Source organism: Pseudomonas sp. DP-17 (assembly GCF_022380625.1).
Taxonomy (GTDB): Bacteria; Pseudomonadota; Gammaproteobacteria; order Pseudomonadales; family Pseudomonadaceae; genus Pseudomonas; species Pseudomonas nitroreducens_A.
Window position 1 is genome coordinate 24,967 of the sequence record NZ_JAKSXG010000021.1, and the last position, 14,283, is coordinate 39,249.

Here is a 14,283-nt window from a genome sequence, read left to right on the forward strand (position 1 = left end):
CGAAGAGCCAACTTTCTAGAATCAGCCCATCTTCCCGCTTCCGCATTTCCCTGCGGAAGACAACTCCTGACGTTGATATTGTGATTGCTCCTTCGACGTCCTTCGAGCCGCTCCCCTGGAGCGGCTTTTTTTATGCCCCGCATCGGCCTATCGAACAAAGAGTGAGCGAACCGGCGAGCGAGGCGGTCCAAACTCTGACGGCGCGGTATCAGCCCGCGAACGGAGGAGGACAGCATCATGAGCGCATTGACACTCGAAGGCTGGTGCAAGCTCACCGCGGATCAGCAACCCATCCCGGTGACCGATATCCACTTCTATCTCACCGACGACGACCGCCTGCACCTGGAACAGGCCGAGGTGTTCCTGCAGGAAAACCACCAGAAGGAAATGATGGTCGAAGCCGACCTCGCTACCCTCGACCTGCACATGCCCGACAGCGTCGGGCCACTGGCGGACTGCATGTTCCGCGTGTACCTGGGCGGCGCAGAGCACCGCGGCCAGTTCCATCTCGTCGGACACCGCGCCAGCGACGGCTGCCTGTTCTACACCAACGCCGTGCTGATCGACCAACTGATCAACTGACCCTTGCGCGCCTGCGCTACGCAGGCGCCGCCCTTCTTCTGCACGCTCGTCGCCCATGTCGTGGAGGGACATTGTGGCGCCCCGAATGCCGTGATCTCATAGGGCCATCTGCGTCCGCATGCCGCAGCGTCCCGCGCGCCGTCATGCCCAAGCCCATCCTCCGTTGAAGAAGCTGCTATCGGATGCGAACTTCCAGTAATCCCGCGGTAAAGGAGCACGGGCGATATGACGGCCTGCTGCGTCTCGCCCGGCATGCAGGCGGCGACTGCGCCGTCCTGCTCATCGACATGCGCGGCCAGTTGCTCGGCCAGCTCGGCATGGACGGTGCGGCAGCCCTTTCCCTGGCCACCCTGCTGGCCCTCGATGCCGCCGCCAGTCCGCTCAGCCATCAGGGCCGACGGCTGAACCTGCTGGCCAGCCGGATGCTGCGCGACCCGCAGGGCTTTCCCCAGGCGCGACTGGTGCTGCTCGGCGACAGCGACGAGGCACTGAGCGACGAGCAGCAAAGGCTGTTGACCGACGTACTGGAGCTGGGCGAAGCGCTGCTGGACCGCGACCGCGTACCGCAAAAGGAGGGCGAGCGGCGCATGGCCCTGGCGGTGGACGGCAGCGGCACCGGCATCTGGGACCGCCATGTGCCCACCGGGCAGATCCACTACTCCACCGCCTGGAAGTCACTGCTGGGCTACACCGAGGACGAAATCGGCAGCTGCATCGAGGACGCCTACACCCGCGTGCATCCCGAAGACCTCGAGTATGTGCAGAACACCATGCGCGACCACTTCGAGGGCCGCACCGAGGCCTACGAGGTCGAGCACCGCCTGCGGCACAAGGACGGCAGTTACCTCTGGGTGTGCAGCCGCGGCAAGGTGGTCGAGCGCGACGCCGCGGGCAATGCCCTGCGCATGCTCGGCACTACCACCGACATCAGCGCCCTGCGCGGCATGGCCGAGAAGCTGCGCGAAAGCGTGGAACTGCTCACCGACCTGACCAACGAAATCCCCGGCATGGTCTTCCAGTTCCGCCGCCTCCCCGACGGCACCGGTACCTTCCCCTATGTCAGCGCAGGCGTGATGGACATCTATGGCGTGCCCGCCGAACAGATGCGCCACCGATCCGTACTCCTGCGCGACCTGATCCACCCCGATGACCTTCCGGCCTGCCTCGCCTCGCTGGAAGCCTCCGCCGCCCATCTGCAACCCTGGCGGCACGAATACCGCGTGCAGATCGCCGGCCGCGGCACGCTCTGGCGCCAGGGCAACGCGCACCCCAAGCGCCTGCCCGACGGCGGCCTGATCTGGCACGGCTTCATCACTGACATCACCGAACGCAAGCGCATCGAGGCGGAGCTTCAGGTACTGGCCACCACCGACTTCCTCACCCAGTTGCCCAACCGCGGCCATTTCATGCGCCTGATCGATGCGGAGCTCGGCCGCGTGCAACGCTCGCCCAACCGCCACGCAGCGATCCTGATGTGCGACATCGACCACTTCAAGGCGATCAACGACCGCTGGGGCCACGCCGTCGGCGACAAGGCGCTGCGCCATTTCGCCTGTATCCTGGGCCGCGACATCCGCCGCGTGGATTTCGCCGGGCGCATGGGCGGCGAGGAGTTCGCCGTGGTACTGGGCGGCGTCGATGTCGCTGCCGCGAAGATTTTCGCGCAGCGGCTGCAGCAGCAATTGCTGGAGCAACCCTTGATGCAGGACGGACAACGCATCCCGCTGAGCATCAGCATCGGCATCGCCGCCCTGGAAGCCAACGACATCTCCGCCGAGGCCGCGCTTTCGCGCAGCGACAGCGCGCTCTACCGGGCCAAGCAGAACGGCCGGAACCGTATCGAGTGCCATTGAGCGTGCCGTTCGAGGCAAAACCGCGAGGCAGAGCGCGCCGCCTGCACAGTCGTTGCCGATCCCGAACACCCTTCATGAAAAAGCGTGCAGAATTTTTCACCATTATGATCCAGCGTTTTAAATAATGGACTTTTAATCACGCCAGGAAATTTATAAAAACACTTTAAAAACAATAAGATAAAGGAATTGTAAGACAGGATTTCGACCATTATTTTTGACGCTCGCCACCGAATTCGTTTGACATATTTAACGGCTCTGGCAGGCTGGTAGGCAGGTTTCGACCGGGAAACTTCGCCTTCTGTGCGCTCCCGGCAGTGCTCGGAACCTCAGGTAGCGCGCCTTTCCGCTGCGCGCCTGCACAAAAACGATGGGCTGCAGCCCGTCCAAAGGTGACATATGTCCAACAGCAACATTGGCAACAAGAAACAGACTCTCCGTAAACCCGTCGTCCTGATGTCCATGGGCAGCCAAGAGCGCAAAGGCCACGACTATCAGGTAATGACCCACAAATACATCGTGCCCCTGGTCGAACAGTCCGATTGCGTGCCGGTACTGGTACCGACCTGCTGCGGCATCGAAGACCTCGAGCAATACCTGGACATGGCCGACGGCGTGTACCTGACCGGTGCCGGCAGCAACATCGATCCGACCCTGTATGGCCAGGAGAACGAAACTCCCGGCAAGGGCCAGGACAAGGACCGCGACAACTTCGACATCCCGCTGATCAAGGCCGCCATCGCGCGTGGCCTGCCGATCTTCGGTATCTGCCGCGGCATGCAGGAAATCAACGTGGCCCTGGGCGGCGATATTTACCAGAAGGTCTACGCCGAGCCCGGCTTCAATGACCATCGCGAGAACCCCGAAGACCCGGTCGACGTGCAGTACAGCCAGGTCCACGGCGTTCGTCCGGTTTCGGGCAGCTGGCTGCAGCAGCTGCTGGGCGATGAGATTCGCGTCAACTCGCTGCATGGCCAGGGCCTGAAGAACCTGGGCAAGGGCATCGAAGCCATCGCCCACGCCGAAGACGGCCTGGTCGAGGCCATCCACGCCCCGACGCTTTCGCCCTTCCTCTTCGCGGTGCAGTGGCACCCGGAATGGCAAGCCGCGAAGAACCCCGACTCGGTGAAGATCTTCCAGGCGTTCGGCGATGCTTGCCGTGCCCAGGTGAAGAAGAAGCAGGCCCGCGCACTCGCCGCCTGATTTGCTTCCCGCGTCATGAAAAGCCCGGCACTTGTGCCGGGCTTTTTCTTGAAATGCCCCTGCACATCCCGCTATCGATGGGTATCGCTTCGCTCCACGCCATCCTACGGCGGACGTCCGCCGGTAACTACGGAGCACCATCGCAAGATGGCGTGGAGCCTGAAATGCCCATCGCCAAGCGCCCGCCGGACCATCGGCCAAGCCCGGCTCGTCATTCGCGCGGCGAATGGCGCACCCTGCACACCCTTGAGGGCGCATCCGGCTAACCTTGGCGGTCAGCGAATTCGCTCCGTCGACACAGGTGCAGCCATGAGCAACGACCTATTTTCCCTCGCCGGCAAGACCGTCCTGGTCACCGGCGCCTCCAGCGGCATCGGCGCGCATCTCGCGCGCGTAGCCGCCCGTGCCGGCGCTCGGGTAGTCCTGGCGGCACGTCGCACCGAACGCCTGGCACAGCTTGCCCAGAGCATTCAAGCCGAGGGCGGCCAAGCCCATGCCGTGGCGCTGGATGTGACCGACCGCGCCAGCGTCGAAGCTGCCTTCGACAGCGCCGAGGCAGAGTTCGGCGTGGTCGAGGTAGTGCTCAACAACGCCGGCATCGGCAACGGCCAACGCGCGCTGGAGGTCAGCGAGGAAGACTGGCGCGCCATGCTCTCCACCAACCTCGACGGTGTCTGGCGCGTCGCCCAGTGCGCGGCGCAACGCCTGGCCAGGGCCGGGCGCGGTGGCAGCATCGTCAATATCGCCTCGATCCTCGGCCTGCGAGTGGGCGGCGGCTACAGCCACTACTGCACGGCCAAGGCCGGTGTGGTGCAGCTGAGCAAATCCCTGGCGCTGGAACTGGCGCGCTTCAACGTGCGGGTCAATGCCATCGCGCCGGGCTACTTCAGGACCGAAATGAACGACGCCTACTTCGACAGCGACAAGGGCCAGGCCTATATCCGCGACACGGTGCCGATGCGCCGCCTGGGCCGGTTGCAGGAGCTGGAAGGCCCTTTCCTCCTGCTGGCCAGCGACGCCGGCGCCTTCATGACCGGTGCGGTGCTCGCCGTCGATGGCGGGCACCTGGTGAGCAGCCTGTAGAGCGAACCTGCCGCGCCGCCCGGCAGCAACGACTGGTCGAAGGGCATGCCGGTCAGCCGTGGAGTTCGCGCAGCCGCTGCTCAAGAAAGCGCCGCTCCGGCTCCAGCTTCGCCAGCTGCAGGGCGCGCCCGTAGGCCGCGCGAGCATCCGCATGGCGCCCCAGTCGCCGGCAGAAGTCCGCGCGGGCGGCGTGGGCCAGGTGGTAGTCCTGCAGATCGCCGCGAGCAAGGATGGCATCCACCTGCGCCAGCCCGGCTTGCGGTCCGTCGCGCATGGCCAGTGCCACGGCGCGGTTGAGCTCGATCACCGGCGAGGGCTGCATCGCCAGCAGCAGGTCATAAAGGCCGACGATCTCCGCCCAGTCGGTGCTGGCCATGTCGGCTGCGGCGGCGTGCACGGCGGAAATGGCCGCCTGCAGGGTGTAGGGGCCGACACGTCGGGTTGCGAGCGCAGCGCTGATCAGTTGCTGTCCCTCGGCGATCAGCTGTCGGTTCCAGCGCGAGCGGTCCTGGTCCTCCAGCAATACCAGTTCGCCGTCCTCGGCGGTGCGCGCCTCGCGCCGCGATTCGTGCAGCAGCATCAACGCCAGCAAGCCCATCACTTCGGACTCCGGCAGCAACTCCAGCAATTGCCGACCCAGGCGGATGGCCTCGGCGGACAGATCGGTGCGGGTCAGCGAGTCGCCCGCCGAAGCGGAATACCCCTCGTTGAACACCAGGTAGATGACCCGCAGCACGCTGGCCAGGCGCTCCGGCAGCTCGGCGGCTTCCGGTACCTGATAGGGGATCCGTGCGTCGCGGATCTTCGCCTTGGCGCGGACGATGCGCTGGGCGATGGTCGAGGGCGTGGCGAGGTAGGCCCGGGCGATTTCCTCGGTCTTCAGGTCGCAGACCTCGCGCAGGGTCAGCGGCACCTGCGCGTCCGCCGGCAGCGCCGGGTGACAGCAGGTGAAGATCAGCCGCAAGCGGTCGTCCTCGACGCTTTCGTCGGCCTGCTCCTCCACTGATTGCGCATCGATCTCCAGTTGCTCGGCGATCTGCGTCAGCGAGGCGTCGAAACGCGAGCGCCGGCGCAGGCCGTCGATGGCCTTGAAGCGCCCGGCGGAGACCAGCCAGGCACGAGGGTTGGCCGGCACGCCGTCGCGTCGCCACTGGTCCACGGCGGCGACGAAGGCTTCGTGCAGGGCCTCCTCGGCCAGGTCGAAATCCCCCAGCAGGCGGATCAGCGTGGCCAGTACCCGGCGCGATTCACGGCGGTAGACGTCGTCCACCACATCGCGCAGGGGCTGGGCGGCGTACTCGTGCATGGGCCGAAGGTCCTTGGCGTGGGAGAGGTCTGCCTATCCTGCACGCATTTCCTCCAAGGTGGGAGGTGGTCGGACGGATGCGGCGGAAGATCATTGCGGGGTGTTTCGCTGTAGCCCTCCAGGTGAAGCCCGGTGCGGGCTCCCTCTCCCCCGGAGAGCTATCCGCGCCGGCTGACGCCACGGATTCAGCCGACGCCGAACCCGCCCCCTCTCCCTACTGGGAGAGGGGAAGCCCGCATGACCTTGCAAAGGAAAAGAGCTGCTCCCGCCCCTATCAGGGCCTGGCATCGAACAGCAGTTGCCCCGTCGCCGGGTCGAAGGGAATCGAGAAATGCTCATGGGCAATCTTCCACTGCCCCGCCTCCCGGCGCAGGCCGACGCTGACCCGCGCCCAGGAAGCGTTGTGCTGGCCCTTGTCATCGGTGCCGCCGCAGTAGGCGAGGTAGTGCCCGAAGGCCGTATCGCCGCCACTTTCGAAGCTCAGCTCATGGATCTCGAAAGTGGGTTCCTTGCACATCCGGGTGCAGTCGTGCCAATGACTGGCGTAGGCCTCGACGCCCTTGAACTGCAGTTGCTTCACCGCATCGAAGGCCAGGATGTCGCGGGTGTAGTGGCGGGTGATGCCTTCCACGTCGGAGGCGCGCACGGACTTCAGCCAGCTTTCCAGCAGTTCGTGCAGCTCAGCGTGTGTAGCGTTCTTTCCAGCGGCAGTCATGGGAATTCCTCCTGCTCAAGGATCAGGAACCGCAACAGCTGTGCGGCGGCGGAGCTTGGTCGTACTCATCGTGGAAGCGCGTCCAGTTCATGCCCTTGCCCTGGTAGTCGGGCATGCCGCCCCAGCCTTCGCCGCGCCCCAGCGGGGTGAGGTCGAGCAGGTGGTAAGTGAACAGCGGCGCCTCAAGCCCCCGGCCGTAGGTCGAGTAGCTGTGGTAGACCTGATCGCCGTCGCGCAGGAACACGCTCATGCCCGGCTGTTCGCCGCGCACGTGGTAGTCCTGGCCGAGACGTTCCAGCTCCGCCTTGTCACGATAGTTGTATTCCACCGGGGCGACGGCCCCATCGACGCTGACGTGGAAGTCGTAGTTGAAGTCGCTGCCGAACGACGAATACCAGGGGAACTGCCAGCCCATGCGGGTGCGGAACGGTGCGATCTCCTCCAGCGGCGCGCGGGATACCATGGCAAAGGTAGTGCCACGCGCATGCAGGTGCTCCAGCCGGCCGAGGTTGTCGATCAGGTAGGAGCAGCCCTCGCAACCCAGCCCCGTGTCGCGGTGGAACATGAAGTGGTAGACGATCAGCTGCGGCCGGTCCTCGAACAGGTCGAGCAGGCGCAGCGGGCCGTGCGGGCCCTCGAAGCGGTAGTCCTTTTCGATGCGCACCACCGGCAGCTCGCGGCGCTGGGCATTGAGCGCGTCGCGGGCGTGGGTCGCGGCCTTTTCCTGCTCCAGCAGGCGAATGCGCGCTTGTCGCCAGGCAGCCTGGGAAACGACCCGGGGCATCGCTGGGAAGGAAGATTGTTGGTTGGCCGGTTTCATAGCGCACGCTCCTGGGAAGGCTCCCGTTGCTCGTGTGATCGGGCGCGGCGCTTGCCGCGCAGGCGGGTGACGGCGAAGGCACTGAAGCCGCCGGCGGAAAGAACGCTGGTCAGCGCCAGCGTCAGGGTCGAAACGCACAGAGGGCACATGGCTCACCTCCTACGGGTCGCAGGTTGCATCAGCCCTTTTCGGCCAGCGCCTTGAGGTTGGCCAGGCCCGCCTCGAAGTCCTTGCCGACCATGCGGTCCACGTCGAAGAACAGGTGCATGATCTTGGCCACGAAGGGCACCGGGCCGAACATCGCCCAGGTCACCTCGGTGCCGCCATCGCGCGGCACCAGGGTGAATTCGGCGGTGTTGCTGGCCTTGAACGGCTTGCGGAAGTCCAGCGCGATGGTCACGCGGCTGCCCGGATCGATTTCGAGGATTTCCATCCGCCCTGCCCCGGCCTTGCCGTTGCCTTCCCAGGCGTAGACCGCGCCTCGGCCCTTGTCGGTACCGGAAAAGCTGCGCTGCATCTGCGGGTCGAGCTTCTCGAAGGGCGACCATTGCGCCCACAGGTGGAAGTCTTCGATATAACCCTGCACCTTCTCAGGCGGCGCCTGGATGCGCGCGGTGCGCTCCACGCGAAAGGTGCCCGGGCGATTCGCCGCCAGCACCAGGACCACCGCCACAGCCAGTACCATCACCAACGCAATCCACTTGAGCATCACATCCTCCTGACGTTGCCATCACTTGAACAGCCAGGCCTCAGCGCCCGGCAAAGTAGCGGTCCCAGTCGCGCACCGGGCGGACTTCCACCGCGCCCAGGCGACCGCTGGGAATCCCCTGTGCAATCTGCAGTGCCTCGTTAAGGTCACGCGCATCGATGAGTACGAAGCCGCCCAGGTACTCGCGCGTCTCGGCGAAGGGCCCGTCGGTAATCGACAACCCCGCCGCTCCATGCCGCAGGGTGGTCGCGGCCTCTACCGTCTCCAGCGCCTCGGAGGCGAGCACTCTGCCAGCCCGGCGCTGGTATTCGTCGTTGGCGAAGCACTCGTCCATCAGACGCCGGTATTCGGGCCCGGACAGGCTCGACAGGCGCTGGTCATCCACATAGATCAGGCACAGGTACTTCATGGTCGTCTCCGGGCGCTATGGGCTTGCGGTTACCTCATAGTCGAAGCGCGCGGTCAGGAATCGACACACTGGGAGAAGTTTTTCCGCACGGCGCCATCGGCATCCTCAACGCGCCGCTCTGCCTCGCACCTGGGCGCCGTTGGTCGGGACGACAGCTGCCTAGGAAAACACTTTCAGATTCGTCTCAGATATTTAGGAACGCTCTGAAAGCAAAGTGGACATGGCAAAACACCCTGACCATGGAGCTCAAGAGAATGAAACTTCACGCAACCGCCCTCGCTGTCGCAGCCGCCTTCGCTGTGCCGGGCCTTGCCTTCGCCGCCAACACCATCAACTTCAGTGGCGAAGTGACCGACCAGACCTGCTCGGCCGTGGTCGACGGCAACACCGACCCGACCGTGATCCTCGACAGCGTTCCGGTCAGCGCCCTGAACGGCAGCGTCGGCCAGACCACCGGCGAGACCAGCTTCACCCTCCAGCTGACCGGCTGCGCCGCGCCCAGCGGTGCCGACGAGCACTTCACCACCCTGTTCCAGGCTACCAATGCCACCGCGTCGGGCAACCTGACCAACACCGCCACCAGCGGTGCCACCGGCGTTGCCCTGCAACTGCTCGACGGCCCCGCCGGTACTCCGGTGAACCTGGCCGGCGGCGCAGCGGTGGAGGCCGGCGACATCGTCCTCGCCGATGGTGAAACCAGCGCCAGCTACGACTACGCCGTGCAGTACATCTCCGAAGCCGCCACCGTGACCCCCGGCCCGGTACTCGGCTCGGTGACCTACACCCTGCGCTACGAGTGATACCCCGCGGCACCGCCCCCCGGTGCCGCTTCCCCGCATTGCGCCGGGTCGTTCAGGGGTGACCGCCCCGAACGTCCCGGCAAGACAGGTGAACCGGATGAACGCCCTCCCTCTGCGCCCGCTCAGCGCGGCGACGCTCGCGCTCGCCCTGCTGGCAGCCTTCACCGCCACACTGACCCAGGCCAGCGTGGTGATCACCGGCACCCGTGTCATCTACCCCGGCGACGCCCGGGAAAAGACCGTGCAGCTGACCAACAAGGACGGCTTCCCCAACGTCATCCAGGCCTGGATCGATATCGACGATCCCGCCTCCACGCCCGATACCGCCAAGGCGCCGTTCGTGGTGAACCCTTCGGTATCGCGCATGGCGCCCGGCAGCGGCCAGACCCTGCGCATCCTCTACACCGGCTCCGGCCTGCCCAAGGACCGCGAATCGCTGTTCCACCTCAACGTGCTGCAGATTCCGCCGCGCAACGCCGCCAAGGCCGACCAGAACCAGATGCTGCTGATGCTGCGCAACCGCCTGAAGCTGTTCTACCGCCCTGCGGGCATCGCCGGCAGCCCCGAACAGCTGACTGAGAAACTGCGCTTCTCCCTGGTGCAGAGCGGCAGCAACTGGAGCGTGAAGGTGGAGAACCCCGCCGGCTACTACGCCTCCTTCGGCAGCGCGACCCTCAGCGTCGGCGAGCGCCAGTGGAAGCTGCAGCCTGGCATGATCGCGCCGATGGGCCAGGCCCAGTGGAAGCCGCAAAAGCCTTCGGCACTGCCCGCGGGTACGCCACGCCTCTCCGCCCTGCTGATCAACGACTACGGCGCAAGAGTGGAACTTCGCCATGACCTGCCGCGTTGATCGCGCCCACGGAGCGCTGCTGCCGTTCGCCCTGGGAGCCCTCGCCATGGCGATCGCGGGCATAGCCCTGGGCGATGCGCAGTACCGCTTCGACGACAGCCTGCTGATGGGCTCGGGCCTGGCCGGCGGCAGCCTGGAGCGCTTCAACCGCGCCGACCAGGTGGACCCCGGCACCTACCATGTCGACCTCTACCTCAACGGCCAGTACGCCACCCGCGCGGAAGTGCAGATGCGCCAGCGTGGTGAGCGCGCCGAACCCTGTTTCAGCGAACGCTTCCTGCGCCAGAGCCTGGGGGCTCGCCCCGACCCGAAGGCCGGCAAGGACGACCAGGGCATCTGCCACTGGCTCACCGAGCGCCTGCCCAACTCGACCTGGACGCTCGACACCGCGCGCCTGCGCCTGGACCTCGCGGTGCCCCAGGCGCTGCTCGACATCAAGCCGCGCGGCTATGTCAGCCCGGACGAATGGGACGCCGGCAGCACCATGGGCTTCGTCAACTACGATGCCAACCTCTACCGTTCGAGCTTCGAAGGTTCCGGCAGCGGCGGCGACTCGGACTACGGCTACCTGGGCCTGAACGGCGGCGTGAACCTGGGTCTGTGGCGGCTGCGCCACCAGTCCAACTACACCTATTCCAGCTACGCCGGGAACACCCGCAGCGACTGGAACAGCATTCGCACCTACGCCCAGCGAGCGCTGCCGGGCCTGCGCAGCGAACTGACCCTGGGCGACAGCTACACCGAAGGCAACCTGTTCGGCAGCATGGGCTTCCGCGGTGCACGCCTGGCCACCGACGACCGCATGCTGCCGGACTCGCAACGCCAGTACGCGCCGCAGGTGCGTGGCACGGCCAATACCAACGCGCGAGTGGTGATCAGCCAGAATGGCAAGAAGATCCACGAGAGCACGGTCGCGCCCGGTCCCTTCGTCATCGACGACCTCTACGGCACCGCCTACGACGGCGACCTGGACGTGCAGGTGATCGAGGCCGGCGGCAGCGTCTCGCGCTTCTCCGTGCCCTTCTCCGCCGTGCCCGAATCCATGCGCCCCGGCCTGTCGCGCTATAGCGCCACAGTGGGCCAGGCGCGCCAGTACGGCGATGGCAACGACCTGTTCGGTGACCTGACCTACCAGCGCGGCCTGACCAACGCCCTCACCGCGAACCTCGGCGCCCGCGTCGCCGAGGACTACCTGGCGGTGCTCGGCGGCGGCGTGCTGGCCACGCCCTACGGCGCCTTCGGCATGAACACCACCTTCTCCAGCGCCACCGTGGAGAACAACCAGCGCAAGCAGGGCTGGCGCGTCGGCCTGAACTACAGCCGGACCTTCCAGCCGACCCAGACCACCCTGACGCTGGCTGGCTACCGTTACTCCACCGAGGGTTACCGCGACCTGGGCGACGCCCTCTCCGCGCGCGACGCGGGCGACCACGGCGACAACTGGGATTCGAGCAGCTACAAGCAGCGCAACCAGTTCACCCTGCTGGTCAACCAGGGCCTGGGGCAGTACGGCAACCTCTACCTGTCCGGCTCCACCGCCGACTACTACGACGGCAAGAGCCGCGATACCCAGCTGCAGGTCGGCTACTCCAACACCTGGCGCCAGCTCAGCTACAACCTCTCCTACTCGCGCCAGCAGACCACCTGGTACCGCGACGTCAACGACGACTACGACCCGTCGCAACCGCCGCAGTACAACCTGCAGCACGGCAGCAACCGCAACAACACCCTGACCCTGAGCCTGTCCATGCCGCTGGGTTCCACCAGCCGCGCGCCGAACCTCAGCGCCATGGCCTCGCGGCGCAGCGGCGACACCAGCGGCAGCACCTACCAGACCGGCCTCAACGGCACCCTGGGCGAAGACCGCAGCCTGAGCTACGCCCTCTCCGCCGGGCGCGACAGCGAAGGCCAGGGCACCGACTTCAACGGCAGCGTGCAGCAGCAGACCTCGGTCGCCACCTTCAACGCCGGCTACGCCGAAAGCTCCACTTACCGCCAGGTCAACGGCGGCATGCGCGGCGCGGCGGTGCTGCACAGCGGCGGCCTGACCCTGGGCCCTTACGTCGGCGATACCTTCGCCCTGGTGGAAGCCAAGGGCGCCAGCGGCGCCGGCGTGCGCGGCGGCCAGGGCGCGCGGGTGGACGGCAACGGTTATGCCGTGGTGCCCTCGCTTTCGCCCTACCGCTACAACCCCATCAGCCTCGACCCGCAGGGCATCGACGAAAACGCCGAGTTGGTGGAAACCGAACGCAAGATCGCGCCCTACGCCGGCGCTGCCGTGCGGGTCGAGTTCAAGACCCTCACCGGGCACCCGCTGCTGATCCAGGCCCGGCTGCCCGATGGCCAGCCGCTGCCGCTGGGCGCCGACGTGCTCGACGGCAAGGGCGTGAACATCGGCATGGTCGGCCAGGGCGGGCAGGTCTACGCCCGCGCCGAGGGCGAGAAGGGCCGGCTGCGCGTGCAATGGGGCGACCGGGCGGAGGACAGCTGCCTGCTGCCCTATGACCTGAAAGGCGCCGCCCCCGACCAGGTGCTGGTGCGCCTGCAGGCAACCTGTCTACCGGAGGCTTCATGAATCCACTCCTGCGCAGCCTGCCGCTGCTCGCCCTGCTGCTCGCGCCAAGTGCGTGGGCTACCTGCTACAAGGTCACCGGCGTGGGCAGCGCGACTACCACCCTGACCTACCAGATCCGCCCCGGCGAAGGCGTGGCCGGCGCCTGGCCCGGTGATGGCGCCTGCGACACCTGCAACGGCTCCCTCGGCCTGCCCAGCGTGATCAACGTCAGCGATGCCAGCTTCCAGCCCGACGGCAGCCTGATCGCCAGTGCCGTGTCGCCCATCACCCAGTACGGCAACTCCGCCGGCTACGACGCCGAGCGCGTGTTCTTCCGCTGCGCGCCGCAAGACGCCGTGTACGAGATGTTCTCCACCAACGCCGACGACCTCTACAGCGGCTGGTACCAGGGCGGCGACAGCGTGGGCAACTCCATCGGCCTGCAGGCCGCCTACCGCACCGCCTGGCCCAACGTGCTGCTGCGCCTGACCCATGTGGAAACCGGCCAGTACTTCACCGATGTCTGGCGCGAGCGCCAGCTCAGCGGGCTGGACATCGACTCGCGCGGCTACCAGCTGGTCAAGGCGAAGAACCTCAGCGCGGTGCGCGCGGAACTCTTCAGGGCGCCGCTGGAAACCACCCAGGGCTATTCACCCAATACCAAATCGCAGCTGTACGGCCGCACCCAGCCCGCCGGCTACATCGCCATCAAGGGGCCGGGGCTGGCCTATCCCAACGTCGGCCAGACCCACTACGGCAACTACAGCGGCTGGCATTACAACTGGCCGGGCGCCATCGGCCTGTATGGCGATGTCACGCTCAAGCGCTACCCGACCTGCGCCGTCACCAACGTTACGCCGCACGTGGTATTCCCATCGATTTCCATCGGTGAGATCAACGCCGGGTCGAGCCGCGAGATGCCCTTCCAGGTCGACTTCAAGTGCCAGAGCGGCGTACTCAGCAGCACCACCCCCAGCACCAGCCAAACCGGCACCAGCGGTACCGCCCTGGGCATCAAGGTCTCGGCCGGCGCGCTGGCCGCCGCCTCCGGGCTGGGGCTGGTGAATGCCAGCGGCGGGCTTTCCTACCTGGTCTCCGACCGCTATGGCCAGCCCGGCATGGCCCAGGGCGTGGGCATCCGCCTGCTGCGCAACGGCAGCGCGATGAACCTGCTGGCCAACGAGGATTCCGCCAACGGCAGCAACGCCGAAGCGCGCGGCTGGTACCCGGTGATCGGTAACGCCTCGAACAAGACCGGCGAGGTCAGCGGCATCTCCCAGTACAGCGAGACCTTCCGCGCGCGCCTGGAAAAACTCAGCCTCGGCAGCATGCCCACCGTCACCCCCGGCCGCGTCGAGGCCACCGCGCAGGTGGTGATCCGTGTGCAGTAAGCGTTGGTGCG

The 14,283-nt window shown here is 66.4% G+C and carries 14 protein-coding genes; 8 read left to right on the plus strand and 6 right to left on the minus strand.

Annotation, left to right across the window (positions count from 1 at the left end; translation table 11 throughout):
- The first annotated feature begins 237 nt into the window (after window positions 1–237).
- The 4 genes from MJ122_RS29285 to MJ122_RS29300 all read left to right on the plus strand — a co-directional run bounded on the left by MJ122_RS29285 (window position 238) and on the right by MJ122_RS29300 (window position 4,718).
- The gene (locus tag MJ122_RS29285; RefSeq protein WP_239747117.1) at window positions 238–582 is read left to right on the plus strand and encodes a hypothetical protein; all 345 of its coding nucleotides are present in this window, start codon (window positions 238–240) and stop codon (window positions 580–582) included.
- 182 nt (window positions 583–764) lie between these two features.
- Entirely contained in the window at window positions 765–2,435 is a 1,671-nt protein-coding gene (locus MJ122_RS29290) for a sensor domain-containing diguanylate cyclase (RefSeq protein ID WP_239747118.1), read from the plus strand.
- 396 nt (window positions 2,436–2,831) lie between these two features.
- Window positions 2,832–3,635: a type 1 glutamine amidotransferase gene (locus MJ122_RS29295; protein WP_017519411.1), complete on the plus strand. Its 804-nt coding sequence runs from the start codon at window positions 2,832–2,834 to the stop codon at window positions 3,633–3,635.
- Between the two features lie 309 nt (window positions 3,636–3,944).
- Window positions 3,945–4,718, plus strand: a complete 774-nt coding sequence (locus MJ122_RS29300; protein ID WP_239747119.1) for a glucose 1-dehydrogenase — start codon at window positions 3,945–3,947, stop codon at window positions 4,716–4,718.
- A gap of 52 nt (window positions 4,719–4,770) precedes the next feature.
- Here MJ122_RS29300 and MJ122_RS29305 read toward each other — a convergent pair whose 3' ends face one another.
- The 6 genes from MJ122_RS29305 to MJ122_RS29330 all read right to left on the minus strand — a co-directional run bounded on the left by MJ122_RS29305 (window position 4,771) and on the right by MJ122_RS29330 (window position 8,677).
- Window positions 4,771–6,024 (minus strand): RNA polymerase sigma factor, encoded by a 1,254-nt coding sequence (locus MJ122_RS29305; RefSeq protein WP_239747120.1) that lies wholly within the window; start codon window positions 6,022–6,024, stop codon window positions 4,771–4,773.
- A gap of 274 nt (window positions 6,025–6,298) precedes the next feature.
- Window positions 6,299–6,739 (minus strand): nuclear transport factor 2 family protein, encoded by a 441-nt coding sequence (locus MJ122_RS29310; protein ID WP_088417643.1) that lies wholly within the window; start codon window positions 6,737–6,739, stop codon window positions 6,299–6,301.
- Between the two features lie 22 nt (window positions 6,740–6,761).
- Complete coding sequence (locus MJ122_RS29315) at window positions 6,762–7,559, minus strand: DUF899 domain-containing protein (protein WP_239747121.1); 798 nt, start codon at window positions 7,557–7,559, stop codon at window positions 6,762–6,764.
- Entirely contained in the window at window positions 7,556–7,708 is a 153-nt protein-coding gene (locus tag MJ122_RS29320; protein ID WP_239747122.1) for a hypothetical protein, read from the minus strand. The genes MJ122_RS29315 and MJ122_RS29320 overlap by 4 nt, the downstream gene beginning before the upstream one ends.
- Before the next feature lie 29 nt (window positions 7,709–7,737).
- Window positions 7,738–8,268, minus strand: a complete 531-nt coding sequence (locus tag MJ122_RS29325; RefSeq protein WP_239747123.1) for an SRPBCC family protein — start codon at window positions 8,266–8,268, stop codon at window positions 7,738–7,740.
- Between the two features lie 40 nt (window positions 8,269–8,308).
- The gene (locus MJ122_RS29330; protein WP_088417640.1) at window positions 8,309–8,677 is read right to left on the minus strand and encodes a YciI family protein; all 369 of its coding nucleotides are present in this window, start codon (window positions 8,675–8,677) and stop codon (window positions 8,309–8,311) included.
- A 254-nt stretch (window positions 8,678–8,931) separates the two neighbouring features.
- On the opposite strand from MJ122_RS29330, the gene MJ122_RS29335 reads away from it, so the two are divergent.
- The 4 genes from MJ122_RS29335 (at window position 8,932) to MJ122_RS29350 (ending at window position 14,272) form a co-directional block, all read left to right on the plus strand.
- A complete protein-coding gene (locus tag MJ122_RS29335) occupies window positions 8,932–9,477 on the plus strand; it encodes a fimbrial protein (protein ID WP_088417639.1) in 546 nt (181 codons plus the stop codon).
- A gap of 97 nt (window positions 9,478–9,574) precedes the next feature.
- Window positions 9,575–10,327, plus strand: a complete 753-nt coding sequence (locus MJ122_RS29340) for a molecular chaperone (protein ID WP_239747124.1) — start codon at window positions 9,575–9,577, stop codon at window positions 10,325–10,327.
- The gene (locus MJ122_RS29345; RefSeq protein ID WP_239747125.1) at window positions 10,311–12,902 is read left to right on the plus strand and encodes a fimbria/pilus outer membrane usher protein; all 2,592 of its coding nucleotides are present in this window, start codon (window positions 10,311–10,313) and stop codon (window positions 12,900–12,902) included. Before MJ122_RS29340 ends, MJ122_RS29345 begins: the two co-directional genes overlap by 17 nt.
- Window positions 12,899–14,272, plus strand: a complete 1,374-nt coding sequence (locus tag MJ122_RS29350) for a fimbrial protein (RefSeq protein WP_239747126.1) — start codon at window positions 12,899–12,901, stop codon at window positions 14,270–14,272. Before MJ122_RS29345 ends, MJ122_RS29350 begins: the two co-directional genes overlap by 4 nt.
- Window positions 14,273–14,283: the final 11 nt, after the last annotated feature.

Excerpts from the sequence above, each read along its gene's own strand:
- MJ122_RS29290 (WP_239747118.1), top strand. The coding sequence starts at position 765 with ATGCGAACTTCCAGTAATCCCGCGGTAAAGGAGCACGGGCGATATGAC.
- MJ122_RS29305 (WP_239747120.1), bottom strand. The coding sequence starts at position 6,024 with ATGCACGAGTACGCCGCCCAGCCCCTGCGCGATGTGGTGGACGACGTC.
- MJ122_RS29325 (WP_239747123.1), bottom strand. The coding sequence starts at position 8,268 with ATGCTCAAGTGGATTGCGTTGGTGATGGTACTGGCTGTGGCGGTGGTC.
- MJ122_RS29285 (WP_239747117.1), top strand. The coding sequence starts at position 238 with ATGAGCGCATTGACACTCGAAGGCTGGTGCAAGCTCACCGCGGATCAG.
- MJ122_RS29350 (WP_239747126.1), top strand. The coding sequence starts at position 12,899 with ATGAATCCACTCCTGCGCAGCCTGCCGCTGCTCGCCCTGCTGCTCGCG.
- MJ122_RS29300 (WP_239747119.1), top strand. The coding sequence starts at position 3,945 with ATGAGCAACGACCTATTTTCCCTCGCCGGCAAGACCGTCCTGGTCACC.
- MJ122_RS29315 (WP_239747121.1), bottom strand. The coding sequence starts at position 7,559 with ATGAAACCGGCCAACCAACAATCTTCCTTCCCAGCGATGCCCCGGGTC.
- MJ122_RS29310 (WP_088417643.1), bottom strand. The coding sequence starts at position 6,739 with ATGACTGCCGCTGGAAAGAACGCTACACACGCTGAGCTGCACGAACTG.
- MJ122_RS29345 (WP_239747125.1), top strand. The coding sequence starts at position 10,311 with ATGACCTGCCGCGTTGATCGCGCCCACGGAGCGCTGCTGCCGTTCGCC.
- MJ122_RS29340 (WP_239747124.1), top strand. The coding sequence starts at position 9,575 with ATGAACGCCCTCCCTCTGCGCCCGCTCAGCGCGGCGACGCTCGCGCTC.
- MJ122_RS29320 (WP_239747122.1), bottom strand. The coding sequence starts at position 7,708 with ATGTGCCCTCTGTGCGTTTCGACCCTGACGCTGGCGCTGACCAGCGTT.
- MJ122_RS29330 (WP_088417640.1), bottom strand. The coding sequence starts at position 8,677 with ATGAAGTACCTGTGCCTGATCTATGTGGATGACCAGCGCCTGTCGAGC.
- MJ122_RS29335 (WP_088417639.1), top strand. The coding sequence starts at position 8,932 with ATGAAACTTCACGCAACCGCCCTCGCTGTCGCAGCCGCCTTCGCTGTG.
- MJ122_RS29295 (WP_017519411.1), top strand. The coding sequence starts at position 2,832 with ATGTCCAACAGCAACATTGGCAACAAGAAACAGACTCTCCGTAAACCC.